Below are 16,363 nucleotides of genomic sequence, written 5' to 3'. Positions count from 1 at the left end.
AGCTACATCCCTTTTACACGGTAACCGTAGCCATGTACCGTTTCAATCAAATCGTCACCCAGCTTGCGGCGTAGCTGGTGAATGTAAACAGCCACAGTATTGCTTCCTGTGGCGCCGCTGTCACCGTAGACGGAGCTTTCGAGCGCGGCGCGAGAGACCGCCCGGCCACCCCGCTCCACCAATGCAAGCAAGGTGCGGTATTCCAGCAAGCTGAGCGCAACGGCGTCGCCGGCAAGAAGGACCGTTTGGTTGGCGGGGTCTACGGTTACGTTGCCCGCCATCAGAACGGGAGCGACGCGCCCCTTGCTGCGCCGGACAGTGGCGCGGGCACGCGCAAGCAGCTCATCGATCTGGAACGGCTTGACCAGATAATCATCAGCACCGGCATCCAGCCCTGCTATCCGCTCGCTCAGGCGATCCCTCGCCGTCATGATGATCACCGGCGTCGTGTCATAACGCGCGCGCAATTGCGACAGGATCCCCATGCCGGATCCACCAGGCAGGCCCAGGTCCAGCAATATCAACTCGTAGTCATGGTCCACCAGCGCCGTCTGCGCCGATCTCGCGTCGGCTGCAATATCGACGCTTGCACCTTCACGGTGCAGTGCCAGCTGCAGCGCCTCGGCCAGCATGGCGTCGTCCTCGACTAATAGTGTGCGCATTGGATCCGTCCTCGTTATCGCGGGACATTGTTACGCCAACGGATTAAATCCGGTTTAAGACCCATACGAGGCTTAAAGAATTCCTAAAACTGTCGAGGCAGTATAGCGGCTGAAATCTGACCGCCTGTTATGCGGCAGGTGAATTCGGATTCCGGGAAAAATGATGAAAGCAATCACGATGACACGCGGTGCAGTCGCCATGGCCCTGGCCGCGGGAGCAGGGCCAGCCATCGCAGAGGGTACGAATCTGATCGGCATAGGGGTGGGAATAGTGCCCATCTATGCCGGCTCTGACGAGTATCGCGCCGTCCCCACACCGCTGATCAATTATCGATCCGGACATTTTTTCATCACGCCGCGGGCGGGTCTGCCGGCGATGGGGCTGAGCTATGAACTCGCCCCCGACCTGGAAGGCGGGGTATTCGTCGGTCTGGGCCTGGGCCGAGACTCGGATGATTCGGATCGCACTCGCGGTTTGGACGATATCGATTTCCACGGGGCATACGGTGCCTTTCTAGAATGGACACCGGGCCGCTACTCGCTCGGAGCCGCCTATCGCCAAGCGGCGAAATCCGGTTACGGTGGCACGCTGGAAATACGCACGTCCTATGCGGTGGTGCAAACCGAACGACAACAGCTGCGGCTGGGCGTCAGTACGCAATGGGCCAATAGCAGCGATATGCAGACCTGGTATGGCGTCAGCACATCGGACGCAGCGCGCAGCCGAGAACACCTGTCTCCCTACTCCGCTTCGTCCGGTTTTAAAAATGCCGCACTGTTCGCCAACTGGACCTACCAGTTGAATAAAGACTGGACGGTAATGAGCACATTAGGCGTCAGTACCGTACTGGGCGACGCGCGCGATAGCCCGCTGACCGAACGCAAGACCAATGTTTTCGGCAGCCTGGGAGTCGGCTACCGGTTCTGATAAATGGGGTAATCAGCGCGTGAGTGTCGGCCTATGGCACACTGGAGTCTCTCAGTGTCCTTACCATCACTTCACGCGCAATGACGACATCAGATAAGAAAGAGACTCCGGCAGCAGGAACAGAGACAGCCGCGCCCTATGGGATCCAGAGCCGCTCAGCCGACGTACCAAAGCGAAAGAAAGTAACGACGGTACGGCTTGCCGACATGCGCCGGCAGGGCGAGAAAATCGCCATGCTGACCGCCTACGACGCCACCTTTGCCGCCATCGAAGATGCGGCAGGTGTCGATTGCATCTTGGTGGGCGACTCACTGGGCATGGTCTGCCAGGGCAAGACCAGCACGGTGGGAGTCTCGCTCGATGAAATGGTGTATCACACCCGATGTGTAGCCAAGGGCCTGGAGAAAGCTGATGGCGCCGCACTACTCGTCGCCGATCTGCCCTTCGGTTCCTATCATCAGTCACGAGATCAGGCGATGGCATCGTCCGTACGCCTCATGGAAGCCGGCGCGCAGATGATCAAACTCGAAGGCGGAGACTGGACGACCGAGGTGGTTCAGTTTCTCGTCGAGCGAGGCGTACCGGTATGCGGACATTTGGGGCTGACGCCTCAGACCGTATCGGCATTGGGCGGTTTTCGCGTGCAGGGCAAGGACGACGATGGTGCGGCAAAGCTGATGCGTGACGCAAAAGCGTTGGAAGCCGCTGGCGCATCGTTGTTGGTGCTGGAAATGATTCCGGCAAAACTCGCAGCGGATCTCACCAGCCAGATGCAGACCTGCGCAACGATCGGCATAGGAGCAGGATCGGGTACGGCAGGCCAGGTGCTGGTGATGCATGACATGCTGGGGATCAATATCGGACGTATGCCAAAATTCGTTCGCAACTTCATGAGCGACACAGACAGCGTTCTCGCGGCCTTTTCGGCTTATGTTCAAGCAGTCAAAGACGGAACGTTTCCCGAAGACGCACGGCATAGCTGGTAGCGCTGGAGAAAAGCATAACGGCGCTGATAACCTGTACGCATACAAAGAAGCCTATGTGATCCGGGCCGCTTCAGCACGAACCCACGATAGAAAAGCGTCCACAGCGGGACGCTTGCTATGCCTTGCGGGATAAACAAAGAAATGCGCCTTCACGAGAACCGCCTTGTCCAGGCCAAAAATAGGCACGAGCTTGCCTTCGGCAAGATGCAGGCCCGCCATGGTTGCGCTTTCCAACGCAACCCCCAGCCCTCGGGCCGCACCGTCCAGTGACATCTGCGCGCGATCAAAACGAATGGTGAAGTGGTCGGGTGCTCTCTTGTCGGAATATCTCTTGAACCAATCTGCCCATTGGACCACGCTGACATTGCTTTGGATCAGCGGCACATTGAGCAACTGGTCTACACGCTTGAGACGGTGTTCGCGAATGAACGCAGGGCTGGCCAACGGCACGATGCGTTCTTCAAAAAGCGGTTCCACCACGACATCGTTCCATTGCGGCACACCATAGCGGATATCGAGGTCGGACTGCCCGAGCGCGAAGTCGCTGTGAGTATGCGCAGCTGAGAGATTGAGCGCGATATCCGGATATGCCTGGGCAAATCGGCGAAGCCTCGGCATCAGCCACAAGCTGGCCAGGCTGGGCGACGAGTGGACATACAGACTGTTGCTGACCCCTTGGCGCATGTCTTCGGTCGCGGCAGTAATCGCCAACAACGCCCCTGAAATACGAGCCAGGTATTGCTCGCCGGCGTTACTCAGGCGCACGCCGTGCGCATTGCGCTCGAATAGGCGAAGACCGAGATCGCTTTCCAGACGAGCCACTTGGTGGCTGATGGCCGAGGCAGTGAGATGCAGCTCCGTTGCCGCAATGGCAAAGCTGCGCCTGCGCGCAACTGCCTCAAACGCCACCAGATTTGCAATAGGCGGGAGAGCAGGCATCGGGTTGTCCCTCACGTAAGATGAAGAATCATCATCTTAGACTGATAATACTTCGCTTGTCTTAATGTTAGCCCGCGCCGAAGATGGCAAAAAAGGAACAACGGAGACACGCGGCGACCGAATGGGCACCGCGCACAAAGCACCCTCACGGCCTGTGTGCAGGCTCCGCCGTTCTATCCCTTTCCCACACGTGAACGGAGAACGACAATATGTTGCTCAAGGATAAGGTTGCTGTCATTACAGGTGGAGCGGGCATCAACGGACTCGGTTTTGCAACGGCTCGCCAGATGGCAAATCATGGCGCCCGAGTTGTGATTCTGGATCTGGCACGCGCAGAGCCCGACATCGCGGCAAAGCGGCTGGGCGAAGGCCATACAGGCCTGATCGCCGACGTGACTGACAAAGCGGCCTGCGAAGCAGCAGTATCGGCCATTATCGATCGCTATGGGCGGATTGATGTCCTGGTCAACAATGCGGGGATCACGCAACCGGTAAGAACGCTGGACATTACCGGTGAAGACTATGACCGCGTGCTCGACGTCAGCTTACGCGGCACGCTGTACATGTCGCAGGCGGCTCTGCCCATCATGCGTGAGCGACGCTCCGGCTCGATTGTCTGCATTTCGTCGGTCTCCGCTCAACGCGGCGGCGGCATCTTTGGCGGCCCGCATTACTCCGCCGCCAAAGCCGGTGTGCTGGGATTGGCGCGAGCAATGGCGCGTGAATTTGGCGCGGAAGGCGTCCGAATCAATTGCATCACACCGGGTTTGATCGAGACCGATATCACACAAGGCAAACTCACACCCGATAAAAAAATGGAAATCGCCGAAGGCATTCCATTGGCACGTCTCGGCAAGGCTGATGATGTCGCCGGGGCCTGCGTCTTTCTAGCGAGCGATCTGTCCGCCTATTGCACCGGCATCACGCTGGACGTAAACGGAGGAATGTTGATTCACTGACCGTAGTACCCACCCTATAAATCGAGGAGACATAAAACTATGAAGAGCGTGAATTTTCTGGGTGCCACATGTGCAATTGCATGGATGGCATTGCTCCCTCTGACAGTCCAGGCGCAGGACATCAAGCTGACACTTGGACATGGCGCCGCGATAGGCAACCCGCGGCATGAGGCATCAGTCAAATTCGCTGAGGTCGTCAAAGCCAAGACAAATGGCCGCGTCCAGGTACAAGTTGCCCCCGCAGCCCAGCTCGGCGACGATGCGGCGATGGTGACTGCACTGCGCACGGGCGCTTTGGATCTCAGCGCGAACTCCCAAGGCGCTGTCTCAGCGGCCGTTCCGGAATATGCGGCGTTCGGGATGCCATTTCTGTTTTCCAGCGCCAGTGATGCCTTCAAACTGCTGGACGGGCCATTGGGTAAAGAGTTAGCCCAAGCGTCAGAAAAAAAAGGAATGATCCTGCTGGGCACGTGGGATAACGGCATACGCCAAATGACCAACAGCAAACACCCGATCAATACTGTGCAAGACATGAAAGGGTTGAAAATGCGAGTGCCGCCTGATGCAACCTTGGTAGACATCATGCAGGCGCTCGGTGCGGAGTCGCAACAGATCAAGTTTGCAGAGCTATACGTCGCGCTGCAGCAAGGCGTGGTCGATGGTCAGGAAAACCCGCTGGTCAATTTCGAGGCGAGCAAGCTCTACGAAGTACAAAAATATCTGGCCATGACCAATCATCAGTTCCAGATGACGCCGTTTCTGATGAGCAAGCGCACGTGGGACAAGTTGGGTGAAGCCGATCGCAAAGCCATTCAGGAAGCGGCAGACGAGGCATCTGCCCTGCAGCGGGAGCTGTCTCGCAAGGCGGACGAAAAATTACTTTCCGAGCTCAAGTCTAAAGGCGTAGAGGTCACGACGCCCGACACCGCAGCTTTTGCCAAAGCGACAGAGTCGGTCGACGAGAAATGGCTTGCCGGTCCCATTGGCCCTTATGTGAAGAAAGTACTGGCCGCCGCACGCAGCAAGTAAGCCGATTAACCACCCGCCGCGCGCTGGCGCCAAGTAGGCCACGCACGGTGGGTTGCTGATGACAAGGCAGGAGACAATCATGCAAGCTGGTCAACATGGACTGGTCGGGCGGGCAATCGGCAGCATATGCCGTTTGGTGCTGTGGCTGTCCACGACGGTGATATTCGGCATTCTGGTGGCCAACACCATCCTACGTTATGCCACAGGGTCCAGCCTGAAATGGGCCAATGAAATCCCCGAACTGCTTTTCCCGTGGCTGGTCATGGCAGGCGTCGTGCTTGCTGCGCTACAGAACGCACACATCGCCACCACGTTCTTGATGGACGCCCTACCGGCCAAAACGCGTCGAGCACTGACGGGCGCTGCATGGCTGGTCGTGGCTGCGCTTTACGCCACGCTGTCGTGGGCGACTTTCCAAATGCTCGAGATTGTGCATGACGAGAAATCGCCCATCCTGCAGATTCCAGGCTCCATCACCTATGCCTGCGTCATGGGCGGCATGTTGATGCTGGCGGTACTGGCCATCCAGTCGGCGTACGAATCATGGCGAATGCCGGTGTCAGAAGCCAAAAAAGTGACGCACCAAACGCCCGCCGCCCATTGGTAGTACGCCTGCGAATAAAAAGGAACTGTGATGAGTGCAATGATTCTGGTCGTGTTCATGGGAGCCGCGGTCATCGCGATGCCCATTGCTCATGCCCTGCTGATTGCCGCCCTGACGGCGGTTGCCAGCACAGACCGCGTCCCCCTGGACCTGCTCGTCCAGCAGATGGTGGCGCAAGTACAAAGCTTTCCATTGATCGCCATTCCATTCTTCATGCTGACGGGTTCGCTCATGATGGGCGGAAAACTCGGAGAAGCATTGGTCGGCGTATTGTCTACCCTCATTGGCCGATTTCACGGAGGTCCGGCCCAGGTGGGGGTACTGTCGTCCACGCTCTTTGGCGGCGTGTCTGGTTCGGCCGTCGCCGATGCGTCCGCCATTGGGTCGCTATTGATTCCCTGGCACAAGCGGCTCGGCTACCCGGCGGCTTTTTCGGCTGCGACCCTGGCGGCGGCAGCCACGATCGACATCCTGATACCTCCTTCTATTCCGCTCATTCTGTATGCCCTGACGGCCAATGCGTCGATTGCCTCCCTGTTTATCGCAGGCGTGCTGCCCGGCTTGTTGCTGTGTGGAGGATTCATGCTGGCATGCTGGTGGGTCGGACGCCGCCGTAACTTCCCCCGGGATAAGACTCCCTTTGACATGGCGGCCTTTCGGCGTCACCTGGCCTACGCGTCTCCCGCGGTCGTGCTGCCCGTACTCATTCTCGTCTTTCTGCGTTTTGGCATCGCAACGCCTACCGAGGTAGCAGTGCTGTCGACGCTGTATGCAGAACTGGTGTCGGCGGTGATGTACCGCGATCTCAGTTGGAAACGGCTCAACGACGCTATCGTACATGCCGGACTTGCCACGGGCGTAGTCTTGCTGGTCATCATGGCATCGGCCGCGATCGGTTGGCTATTGACCTTTGATCAGACACCGCAAGGTCTGGCTCAGTGGGTGCAAGACAGCGTACACATCAAATGGCTGGTCATTCTATTGATGAACCTCATCATGCTGTTCCTGGGCATGTTCATCGATCTGCCTGCTGCTGTCTTGTTATTGACGCCTGTATTCGTACCGCTGGCGCAAAGCATCGGCATGGACCTCACGCAGCTGGGCGTCATGATGGTCGTGAATCTGGCGATAGGCCTGTATACCCCGCCGGTGGGAACAACGCTCTTCATCACCAGCGCGCTTGCCAAAGTCAAAGTGGGGCAGACCGTTCGCGAACTCGGCCCGTTCTATCTGGTCGCTTTTGCCGTGCTCGCGTTGGTCTCGTATGTGCCCGCGAGCATCCTGCACTGACATACATTAACCAGCTAAAAGGAACGTCACGATGACGGAAAAGTCTGCATTGTTGAACCACTTGGCCTGCGCCGCATGGCGCATCCGCCGTAATGCAGTACGCATGGGTGAAGTGCAGGGGCAAGGCTACATTGGTCAAGCCCTGGGCTGGGCTGACGTGTTGGCAGTCGCCTATGGCCACGCATTGAATCTCAAGGCGGACGATCCCAAATGGGAGGGCCGTGACCGGTTTCTCTTGTCACATGGGCACTACGCCATTGCTCATTACTCAGCCCTGATTGAAGCGGGCATCATCCCCGAAAGCGAACTCGAAACCTATGGCAGCGACGACAGCCGTCTGCCGATGTCGGGAATGGCTGCATACACCCCCGGCATGGAAATCTCTGGAGGGTCTCTGGGACAAGGCCTCTCGATTGGTGTGGGCATTGCATTGGCGTTGAAACAAAAACGCAATCCCGCCTTTGTCTACAACTCGATGTCGGACGGCGAACTCGACGAAGGCTCCACCTGGGAGGCCGTCATGGCTGCCGCACACCATGGCCTGGACAACCTCATCTGCCTTGTCGATATCAACAACCAGCAAGCGGATGGTCCATCCGGAAAAGTCCTGGGGTTCGAACCTCTGGCCGATAAATGGACTGCCTTCGGTTGGCATACCCAGCGTATCGCCGGAAATGATCTGGCCGCGGTACTGCACGCGTTCGATCAGGCACGCTGCCTCGAGTCGCCACAGCCTCGCGTCATTCTTTTCGATACCTTGATGGGCAAAGGCGTGCCTTTTCTCGAACAACGCGAAAAGAATCACTTTATCCGTGTCGATCCGCCCGAATGGCAACAAGCTCTGGATATTCTGGACCAAACCCGCCCGACCTCTTACACTGAAGGAGCCATGGCATGAGCAGCACCGCATTGGAAAAGAAACCGCGCCTCACCACCTCGGCCATGATTGCCTCCATTGCCTCGGAAGGGCAACGCGTGCATGCAGCGCCCTTCGGCAAAGCCCTGGTCGAATATGCCGCCGCGCACCCCGAAGTCGTTGGACTGACGGCCGATCTGGCCAAATACACGGACTTGCACCTATTTGCCAAAGCCTACCCCGAACGGTTTTTCCAGATGGGAATGGCCGAGCAGTTATTGATGGGCGCTGCGGGCGGCATGGCGAAAGAAGGGTTCATTCCCTTCGCTACCACCTATGCCGTCTTTGGCACACGACGCGCCTATGATTTCGTTCATCAGATCATCGCGGAAGAAAATCTGAATGTGAAAATCTGCTGCGCGTTGCCAGGGCTGACGACAGGCTATGGGCCTAGCCATCAAGCCACAGAAGACCTGGCAATGATGCGCGGCATCCCGGGCATGACAATTGTCGATCCATGCGACGCATTGGATATCGAACAGGCGGTGCCGCAGATCGCTGCCCATAACGGGCCTGTGTACATGCGTTTGCTACGGGGCCAAGTTCCCATGGTGTTGGACGAAATCGAAGGGTATCAATTCGAACTCGGCAAGGCGAAGCTGCTGCGCGACGGCACCGATGTTCTGATTATTTCCAGCGGCATTCTGACCATGCGCGCGCTGGAGGTCGCTCAAGACCTGGCAAAAGACAATGTAAGTGTGGCAGTGATGCATTCGCCCACCATCAAACCATTGGACGAAGCCACACTGGTCGAGGCCGTACGCTATAAACACCGCCTGGTTGTGGTCGCGGAGAATCACTCTGTTATCGGCGGCCTCGGAGAGGCAGTCGCCAGCGCGCTATTGCGCCATCGCGTGCAACCGGCGGGCTTCCAATTGGCTGGATTACCCGATGCATTTCTCGATGCGGGCGCACTTCCGACCTTGCATGACCGCTATGGGATCAGCCGGGAAACGTTGAGCGTGCGAATAAAGAACTGGCTGGATCATTAAGGGCTCTGCTCCGAGCAGGGATTCGGGGACTCGGCGCAGCGGCCACGCTCTATGGCAGGCGCGGTTTGGCGCGCTTGTTCTGCATTCTCATGCAGAACAAGCATAATATTCCACTAGACCGTCAAATAGGCGCTGCCCAGCGACTAACGGCCGACCCCGTCTTCCCCCTGTGTGAATACACGGACTCTCGGAGCAATGGATGAAAAAGCTGATCAACAATCCTCGCCACATCGTACGGGAAGCCCTCGAGGGATTAGTTGATACGACGCACCATCTGGCACTGGTCGATGGCGAAAACATCGTCGTACAGCGTGATTTGCCTGGTCTTGCGGCTCGCCCCGTGGCGGTGCTCTCTGGTGGCGGGAGTGGCCACGAGCCTGCTCATGCCGGATATGTCGGCATAGGCATGCTCACGGCGGCGATCGCGGGTGATGTATTTACCTCTCCGAGCGTGGATGCGGTACTGGCGGCGATCGTCTCTGTCGCCGGACCTGCTGGGGCCTTGCTGGTCGTTAAAAACTACACCGGCGACCGGTTGAACTTTGGTTTAGCCGCTGAACTCGCGCGAGAAAAAGGCATTCCGGTCGAAATCGTCCTGGTGGCCGATGACGTATCGTTGCGCGACATGGTTCCAACCGATCGCCGTCGCGGTATTGCTGGCACCGTATTCGTGCACAAGATCGCCGGAGCGGCCGCAGCCAAAGGCTGGCCCTTGGAAAAAGTGGCGGCCATCGCTGCACGCGCCGCAGCGGCGGTAGGCTCCATGGGCGTTGGCCTGGGTGCCTGCACGGTACCATCTGCCGGTACGCCCAGCTTTTCGCTGGGCGACACCGAGATCGAATACGGTCTGGGTATTCATGGCGAGAAAGGGGTACGCCGAGTCGACATGAAACCCGCAGATGCGATTGTGGACGATATCCTGGCGCAGATATTGGCAGAGGTACCTGACAATGCCAGTCGAGTCGCGCTGCTGGTCAACGGCTTGGGGGGTACGCCGCCCATAGAGCTGCAGATTATCGCGCGCCATGCACTGGCCACCTTACGCGCCAAAGGCCTGACACCCACGCGCGCCTGGGTAGGCAACTACATGACCGCACTTGAAATGCCCGGATGTTCGCTTTCGGTATTGCCTGTGGATGACGAGTTGCTCGAACTGCTGGATGCGCCTTGCGGCGCTCCGGCATGGACACACTCTGGCCGCATCAATGAACAGCGCACGATGGTGCCTGTGCCGAGTGGCCTCGAGACAAATCTCGCGTCCATGCCAGCCGGCCCGTTGGCCGCGACACTGGAACGGGTAGCAAAAGGCGTCGCGCATGCGCTGATCACTGCCGAAGCCGAACTCGGGGAGCTTGATGCCAAAGCCGGTGACGGCGACCTGGGCGCCAGCATGGCACGCGGCGGCCAGGCCATTCTCGACTTGGCTCCTGAGGCTTTTCACACGCCCGGTCAATTCTTTGCCTCGGCGGCGCAAGCGATGCGTAGAGCGATCGCGGGCAGTTCCGGCCCGTTCTACGCCGTAGGGTTACTACGCGCCAGTCGCGAACTGGGGGACCTGGCCGCGCCATCGCCGACGCAATGGCAGAAAGCCTTTGCCGCCGCGGTAGATGCCGTGATGGAGATGGGAGGCGCCAAAGCGGGAGATCGCACGATGGTCGACGCCCTCACGGCGGCCAACAATGCATGGCATGCGGCGTTAGCGGCTGGCGCTGCAGGCAAGGAGGCGTTTAGCCAGGCGGTACAGGCAGCAGAGAAAGCCGCCGAGGACACTGCCCATATGCAACCCCGCCTAGGCCGCGCCAGTTACCTGGGAGAGCGTGCCGTCGGCATTCCGGATGGCGGCGCTGTCGCGGTAGCGTATTGGCTAAAAGCACTGCAAAACGGTATCAAGGAAATCGGGTAAGTCACCCGAGGAATAGGCTCGTGCACTGGTAAAAGCGATTCTCAATGGAAAAAGGTATTTCTTTAAACGACATCTGGTACTTTGTCGAAGTCGCAAAACGCGGGAGCTTCAGCGCCACCGCTGCGGCATTGGATATGCCAGTCGCTACACTTTCAAGGCGCATATCCGAACTCGAAAAGAATCTTGGATATGCGCTGTTCCTACGCACGACACGCAAGGTTTCATTGACCGACTTGGGCACGCGCTACTTTGAGGAATGTGTCTCCCAAATCGAGGGCATTCTAAAAGCGCACGAAAACGTCAAGACATATCTCGAGTCGCCTGAAGGAAAACTGCGGGTCTCGATCATGCCCGGCCTGGCGCCTTTGCTGCCAGGCGTCTCAGAAGAGCTGCACAACCGTTTTCCAAAAATCAGCTGCGATTTCGATCTCAGCAGCTCAACAAAGATCAACGACCTTTCCGGTATGGACTTATACATCCGGGCGGGGCGCCAAGAGGACTCTCCTCTTATCCAAAAACCGCTCGTGAATTTTCGTCTCATCCTGGTGGCGTCGCATGATTATCTGCAACGAGCGGGATATCCTGACTCACCTGCCGACCTTCATCATCATGCGCATATTTGCATGCACGGAGCAGACACTTGGGAACTCCGAAGAGGAACAGAAGTCGAGACGGTTCAGCTCATCCCGAAATTTTCCAGCAATCAGATTCTTTTGAATCTACAGCTCGCTGGCAAGGACCTAGGCATCACTCCCGTTCCCTCCCCCTTTTCTGGCAACCAATTACTGCAGAATTACCGGCTGGAACGCGTGCTGCCTGATTGGGAGTTATCCTCTGCCATGTTGTATGCGCTGTTTGAAAGCCGCGTGATCTCGGCTAAAGCTACGGCCTTTCTTAACATTCTCGTCAAACATTTGCAGGCACATTTTTCGCTGGATAGCCTATCGGTGCCTCCATCTGCCGTGTGGAGTGAATGGGCGAATGGTGGAAACAAAGGCGGATGAGGAGGCGCTGACCGGTCAGCATCTCAGATCCAGCTGCGTGAAGAGTTAAATTAGATAAGTATTTTCGTCCTGCGCGTCCAAGAAGGCGAGATATTGGGCAACCGTATTCTCCAACGCCTCGGCGTTCCCAGTGCCTGCAGTTATCAAAGGTCGAGCCTCAGGCATCAGTCGGCATATCCGATCGAAATACTCCAAGAACATATCCGTCTGTGCACACGCCAGCAATGTGGGCACTCGGACCATAGGCAAACGAGATGTCTTGTCGTAGCCGATCGCTGCCCGATAGGGAATGTGATATGTACGCGTTGCCTTGATGACCTCTACCGCTTTGTCATGCAGCTCGTCGGCACTGGGCAAACCTATAGACCGCCGATGTGCCGCATCGCGTTTATACCAAGGCCAGAATAAATACACATCCCGGACAAACTGATATATCCATGCCAGTTGGCCACCATTCATGTCTATATCGACGCCAGGTGCGTAGTGCTTGAGCATGTCATCACGCTCGTCATCGGTGTACTGCGAGACGCCGTCCAAAATCAGCTTTCTGACTCTGCCGGGATAGGCAATGGCAATTTCGCACGCAATGTTTGCACCGGTGTGGCTGCCGTATAAATCAAAGCGCTCTATACCTAGCTGATCGATGGCCTGCACATGCACTTGTGCAAAGTAGCGGATGTCCACCTGGTCGCTGACAGGGGCGGAGGAATCTCCATTGCCCAAGGTATCAGGCGCATACACCGTTCGACTATTGCCCAGACGGGCAATCAACGGCTCGAGCAGTTTTGCCGATCCTGGTGACGCATGCAGCATCACCAGCGGAATGGGTGATGTTCCGTCCGGCTCTGGTGACGCCGGAGATGCCGTGCGATAGTGCACTTGGCAATCCGGCAACGTGACGAATCCTCTTAACACACGGGCCAACGCATTACATGTCACTTCAACGATACCCCGACTGATTTGACCAGTTTTGCCCAACGTTCACTGTCTTGTTTGATTTTGGACGCATAGTCGCCGGGGGTTGTGCCTTCGGCCTCGAGGCCCATGCCCTGCAACCGTGATTTTGTTTCGGGCTCCATCAGAATGCCATGCAAGGTTGTATATAGCTTGTCGATGATGGGCTTGGGTGTTCCTTTGGGGGCAACCATTCCGTACCAAGAGTTAACTTCGAATCCCGGCAAAGTTTCCGCAACCGTCGGCAGCTCGGGCAGCACTGATGAGCGCTTCAGCGTGGTAATCGCCAACCCTGTAACACGGCCGTCTTTCATCAAACTCATCGCCGCCGCGATATTGATGAACGCAAATTCAATCTGACCACCAATCAAATCAGTACTGATCTGACTATCGCCTTTGTATGGGACGTGCAGTAGCGAGACCTTTCCCAACTGAGCCAGCATCTCGCCAGCCAGATGCGTGGTGCTGCCCACCCCCACCGAGCCATAAGACAACTTTCCGGGATGCGCGCGCGCGTAGTTCAATAGATCATTCACTGATGTGAATTTCAGATCAGGCCGAGACACCAGGACGATCGGACTCGAAACGATCTGCGTGATCGGTTCAAAATCACGAATCGGGTTGTAGGGGAGCTCCTGCAATGCCGGGCTGATCGCCATTGGACCGACATGCGCGAGGAACAAGGTGTAGCCGTCCGGATTTGCGCGTGCTGCCTTGGCAGCGCCAATGGTTCCGTTAGCGCCAGGCATGTTCTCCAGGATCACGGACTGGCCAATGACCTCGCTCATCCTTTGGAGGAGCGGGCGGGCAATGGCGTCGGACGCCCCGCCGGCTGTCCAGGGATTGATCACTGTTATGGCTTTGGATGGATATGCACCAGATTGGGCCGATACCGCTGGACTCGCATAAGAGCCCAGAGTCACACCGAGTGAAGCCGCCAACGCAATAGCACCCGCTTTACAACGAATAACCGCCCAACTGATAGCGACCATGGAAACCCCTTTTCCGTTCGCACAACAGCAATATCGAATAATTCGCTATGCGAATAATCTATTCGCAGCATAAATCAGTCTATGCAGATGCCAGAAGGCCGTCAATGCTCGTTAACGCGTAAATGCTAGAACGCCACGTTTCGGTGACGGGCCGCATGCTCGCCCGCCAAGGCCGGCGCGATCTGCCGGGCTAATTCTTTGAGAGCTGCTGCAATAGGCCCCGCCAGGCGCGATTTAGTCATATACGAACTATTTCCCCCGCATGTCAGTGCCAGCACACGCCGCCCATCAGGAGAAATGACCGGCACTCCGATCGCATTGACGTCACGATGGGAGTGCCCCAGGTTGAAAACAAAACCATGTTCGTTGTAATGGGCGATCGCTTGTTCCACGGCACTGGCATGCACTTTCCATTCTTTGCCCAACTGCTGCTTGATTGCCGTCAATAGCGATGTACGTTCTTCGTCCGGCAAAGCAGCTAGATAGGCCCATCCCAATGAGGAGTTCACCATCTCGAGTTGTGAGCCCACGTGCAGAATCAGTTTCAAGATGGCAGGGCTTTCGGCGCGCTGCACGATCACCATATTGTGCCGATCAGGTTCAGCCAAGGACACCGAGGCTTCAAACTTTTCGGCCACCACTTTCATCAACGGATACGCAAATTCCGCGACACCCGCATGCGTGATGGATGCATGTCCCAGCGTCAGCACGCCAGGCCCGACACGCAGGCGATCGGCGTTGCGGCCGGGAATCAAGTATCCCGACTGAGACAAGGTATAGCAGAGGCGCCACACGGTGGGCTGCGGCAAGCCCGTCATACGCGCAATCTCGCTGGTGCCCAACTCGGGAGTGTCAGGGGTAAAGCAACGCAAAACCTCGAGGCCCCGATGCAGCGCCGTCACGAACATCCGATCTTCTTTCACTAGTGTTTTCCCCAAATCGACGGCGAATTATCGCCTGAGCCATTGACTGACGCTCATATAAGCCAAACAATAGATTCATCAAGCGAATAGCTTATTCACTATACGAATAATATTAATGGATAATCGGGAAGCCTATGCATCCAGAAATAAATAGCGGTCAGGCCGAACTCCGGTCCGCACTGCGAAAATTCGTCACCGAACGCCTGGACCCCATCGCAGCGCGCATTGACGCAACGGGTGATGTGCCACCTGGCACCCGTGAGTTAATCGCCGCGCAGGGCTATCTCGGCATGCGCCTGCCTGCCGAGTATGGCGGTGCCGAGACAGATCTATCGACGTATTGCCTGGCGCTCGAGGAAATGGGACGCTCGCATCGGGTTTTTACATTGATGCTGGACGCTTCCAGCGGACTGACCCCTATTGCACTGGTTCGACATGGCACCTCCGCGCAAAAACTCACCTATCTGCCCAAATTAGCCAATGGCGAATGGACTGCGTCATTCGCCCTGACAGAACCCGACGCGGGCTCTGACGCTGCGGCATTGCGCACACGAGCGCAGCGTTGCGAGGGCGGCTGGCGTATCACCGGTACGAAGCAATACATCAGCGGTGCGCATTATGCTCGCGTCATCATGGTCATTGCCGTCACCGATGCTGCCAAACGCGCCGGCGAGAGGATGACGGCGTTCCTGGTAGACAAAGACACACCGGGCATGACCATCAGCCGCATCGACAAGACCATAGGATCCGATCCCATGCAGCTTGCCGAGCTGCACTTTGACGACTGCTTCGTTCCTGATACCGCGGTACTGGGCCAAGTGGGACAAGGGTTCCCCATCGCCATGGGATCGCTCACCAGTGGCCGTATGGGCGTGGCGTGCTCATGCCTGGGCACTGCCGACAAACTGTTGGAACTGTCTATCGGCTACGCAAAAAACCGCAGCACGTTTGGCAAACCCCTATCCGAGCGGCAAGCCATTCAATGGATGTTGGCCGACTCCGCTACGGAACTGGCCGCGGCCCGCGCACTTGCCTATGACACGCTGCGCCGTATCGACGCCGGCGAGGATGTCGGTACGGCGCCGAGTATGGTCAAGCTCTATTGCTCCGAGATGGTCGGACGAGTCGCAGACCGGGCAATACAGATTCACGGCGGCGCGGGCCTCATACGTAATGAGCCCGTGGAACGTTTTTATCGGGACGTACGCCACTATCGCATTGGCGAAGGCTCGTCGGAAATACAACGCATGCTGATCGCCCGCGATCTGTGCAGGTAAACGGG

At 57.4% G+C, this 16,363-nt stretch carries 16 protein-coding genes; 11 read left to right on the top strand and 5 right to left on the bottom strand.

The features are described from left to right. Positions 1-2 precede the first annotated feature (2 nt). Positions 3-662 carry a response regulator gene (locus ACNA0J_RS00925; protein ID WP_415815491.1) on the bottom strand — a complete coding sequence of 220 codons (660 nt, stop codon included), beginning with the start codon at positions 660-662 and terminating at the stop codon, positions 3-5. 163 nt (positions 663-825) lie between these two features. On the opposite strand from ACNA0J_RS00925, the gene ACNA0J_RS00920 reads away from it, so the two are divergent. Together ACNA0J_RS00920 and panB are read left to right on the top strand one after the other, a co-directional pair. Then, positions 826-1,590 (top strand): MipA/OmpV family protein, encoded by a 765-nt coding sequence (locus ACNA0J_RS00920; RefSeq protein ID WP_415816473.1) that lies wholly within the window; start codon positions 826-828, stop codon positions 1,588-1,590. A gap of 80 nt (positions 1,591-1,670) precedes the next feature. Continuing rightward, the gene (gene panB, locus ACNA0J_RS00915) at positions 1,671-2,576 is read left to right on the top strand and encodes a 3-methyl-2-oxobutanoate hydroxymethyltransferase (RefSeq protein ID WP_415815489.1); all 906 of its coding nucleotides are present in this window, start codon (positions 1,671-1,673) and stop codon (positions 2,574-2,576) included. Positions 2,577-2,627: 51 nt separating this feature from the next. On the opposite strand, the gene ACNA0J_RS00910 is transcribed toward panB, so the two are convergent. Further along, positions 2,628-3,515, bottom strand: coding sequence for a LysR substrate-binding domain-containing protein (locus ACNA0J_RS00910; RefSeq protein ID WP_415815487.1), 888 nt, complete (start codon positions 3,513-3,515; stop codon positions 2,628-2,630). A gap of 209 nt (positions 3,516-3,724) precedes the next feature. Here ACNA0J_RS00910 and ACNA0J_RS00905 point away from each other — a divergent pair, with 209 nt between their 5' ends. From ACNA0J_RS00905 to ACNA0J_RS00870, 8 genes are all read left to right on the top strand, one after another. Then, complete coding sequence (locus ACNA0J_RS00905) at positions 3,725-4,474, top strand: SDR family NAD(P)-dependent oxidoreductase (protein ID WP_415815485.1); 750 nt, start codon at positions 3,725-3,727, stop codon at positions 4,472-4,474. Between the two features lie 39 nt (positions 4,475-4,513). Further along, a complete protein-coding gene (locus tag ACNA0J_RS00900; RefSeq protein ID WP_415815484.1) occupies positions 4,514-5,503 on the top strand; it encodes a TRAP transporter substrate-binding protein in 990 nt (329 codons plus the stop codon). Between the two features lie 79 nt (positions 5,504-5,582). Next, positions 5,583-6,110, top strand: coding sequence for a TRAP transporter small permease (locus ACNA0J_RS00895; protein ID WP_415815482.1), 528 nt, complete (start codon positions 5,583-5,585; stop codon positions 6,108-6,110). 27 nt (positions 6,111-6,137) lie between these two features. Next, positions 6,138-7,397: a TRAP transporter large permease gene (locus tag ACNA0J_RS00890; RefSeq protein ID WP_415815480.1), complete on the top strand. Its 1,260-nt coding sequence runs from the start codon at positions 6,138-6,140 to the stop codon at positions 7,395-7,397. Positions 7,398-7,428: 31 nt separating this feature from the next. Then, the gene (locus ACNA0J_RS00885) at positions 7,429-8,295 is read left to right on the top strand and encodes a transketolase (RefSeq protein WP_415815478.1); all 867 of its coding nucleotides are present in this window, start codon (positions 7,429-7,431) and stop codon (positions 8,293-8,295) included. Further along, a complete protein-coding gene (locus ACNA0J_RS00880; protein WP_415815476.1) occupies positions 8,292-9,305 on the top strand; it encodes a transketolase family protein in 1,014 nt (337 codons plus the stop codon). Before ACNA0J_RS00885 ends, ACNA0J_RS00880 begins: the two co-directional genes overlap by 4 nt. Positions 9,306-9,504: 199 nt before the next feature. Then, positions 9,505-11,208 carry a dihydroxyacetone kinase family protein gene (locus tag ACNA0J_RS00875; protein ID WP_415815474.1) on the top strand — a complete coding sequence of 568 codons (1,704 nt, stop codon included), beginning with the start codon at positions 9,505-9,507 and terminating at the stop codon, positions 11,206-11,208. 44 nt (positions 11,209-11,252) lie between these two features. Beyond that, complete coding sequence (locus tag ACNA0J_RS00870; protein ID WP_415815472.1) at positions 11,253-12,212, top strand: LysR family transcriptional regulator; 960 nt, start codon at positions 11,253-11,255, stop codon at positions 12,210-12,212. A 45-nt stretch (positions 12,213-12,257) separates the two neighbouring features. Here ACNA0J_RS00870 and ACNA0J_RS00865 read toward each other — a convergent pair whose 3' ends face one another. The 3 genes from ACNA0J_RS00865 to ACNA0J_RS00855 all read right to left on the bottom strand — a co-directional run bounded on the left by ACNA0J_RS00865 (position 12,258) and on the right by ACNA0J_RS00855 (position 15,081). Then, positions 12,258-13,091 (bottom strand): alpha/beta fold hydrolase, encoded by an 834-nt coding sequence (locus ACNA0J_RS00865; RefSeq protein WP_415815470.1) that lies wholly within the window; start codon positions 13,089-13,091, stop codon positions 12,258-12,260. 56 nt (positions 13,092-13,147) lie between these two features. Continuing rightward, the gene (locus ACNA0J_RS00860; protein WP_415815468.1) at positions 13,148-14,158 is read right to left on the bottom strand and encodes a Bug family tripartite tricarboxylate transporter substrate binding protein; all 1,011 of its coding nucleotides are present in this window, start codon (positions 14,156-14,158) and stop codon (positions 13,148-13,150) included. 125 nt (positions 14,159-14,283) lie between these two features. Then, the gene (locus ACNA0J_RS00855; protein ID WP_415815466.1) at positions 14,284-15,081 is read right to left on the bottom strand and encodes an IclR family transcriptional regulator; all 798 of its coding nucleotides are present in this window, start codon (positions 15,079-15,081) and stop codon (positions 14,284-14,286) included. 134 nt (positions 15,082-15,215) lie between these two features. Here ACNA0J_RS00855 and ACNA0J_RS00850 point away from each other — a divergent pair, with 134 nt between their 5' ends. Next, complete coding sequence (locus tag ACNA0J_RS00850; protein ID WP_415815464.1) at positions 15,216-16,358, top strand: acyl-CoA dehydrogenase family protein; 1,143 nt, start codon at positions 15,216-15,218, stop codon at positions 16,356-16,358. Positions 16,359-16,363: the final 5 nt, after the last annotated feature.

This window comes from Bordetella tumbae, from assembly GCF_965139195.1.
Lineage (GTDB): Bacteria > Pseudomonadota > Gammaproteobacteria > Burkholderiales > Burkholderiaceae_B > Bordetella_A > Bordetella_A tumbae.
This window is presented reverse-complemented; position numbering and strand designations above follow the sequence as displayed.

Excerpts from the sequence above, each read along its gene's own strand:
- ACNA0J_RS00875 (WP_415815474.1), top strand. The coding sequence starts at position 9,505 with ATGAAAAAGCTGATCAACAATCCTCGCCACATCGTACGGGAAGCCCTC.
- panB (WP_415815489.1), top strand. The coding sequence starts at position 1,671 with ATGACGACATCAGATAAGAAAGAGACTCCGGCAGCAGGAACAGAGACA.
- ACNA0J_RS00870 (WP_415815472.1), top strand. The coding sequence starts at position 11,253 with ATGGAAAAAGGTATTTCTTTAAACGACATCTGGTACTTTGTCGAAGTC.
- ACNA0J_RS00890 (WP_415815480.1), top strand. The coding sequence starts at position 6,138 with ATGAGTGCAATGATTCTGGTCGTGTTCATGGGAGCCGCGGTCATCGCG.
- ACNA0J_RS00900 (WP_415815484.1), top strand. The coding sequence starts at position 4,514 with ATGAAGAGCGTGAATTTTCTGGGTGCCACATGTGCAATTGCATGGATG.
- ACNA0J_RS00880 (WP_415815476.1), top strand. The coding sequence starts at position 8,292 with ATGAGCAGCACCGCATTGGAAAAGAAACCGCGCCTCACCACCTCGGCC.
- ACNA0J_RS00920 (WP_415816473.1), top strand. The coding sequence starts at position 826 with ATGAAAGCAATCACGATGACACGCGGTGCAGTCGCCATGGCCCTGGCC.
- ACNA0J_RS00925 (WP_415815491.1), bottom strand. The coding sequence starts at position 662 with ATGCGCACACTATTAGTCGAGGACGACGCCATGCTGGCCGAGGCGCTG.
- ACNA0J_RS00895 (WP_415815482.1), top strand. The coding sequence starts at position 5,583 with ATGCAAGCTGGTCAACATGGACTGGTCGGGCGGGCAATCGGCAGCATA.
- ACNA0J_RS00910 (WP_415815487.1), bottom strand. The coding sequence starts at position 3,515 with ATGCCTGCTCTCCCGCCTATTGCAAATCTGGTGGCGTTTGAGGCAGTT.
- ACNA0J_RS00860 (WP_415815468.1), bottom strand. The coding sequence starts at position 14,158 with ATGGTCGCTATCAGTTGGGCGGTTATTCGTTGTAAAGCGGGTGCTATT.
- ACNA0J_RS00905 (WP_415815485.1), top strand. The coding sequence starts at position 3,725 with ATGTTGCTCAAGGATAAGGTTGCTGTCATTACAGGTGGAGCGGGCATC.
- ACNA0J_RS00885 (WP_415815478.1), top strand. The coding sequence starts at position 7,429 with ATGACGGAAAAGTCTGCATTGTTGAACCACTTGGCCTGCGCCGCATGG.
- ACNA0J_RS00850 (WP_415815464.1), top strand. The coding sequence starts at position 15,216 with ATGCATCCAGAAATAAATAGCGGTCAGGCCGAACTCCGGTCCGCACTG.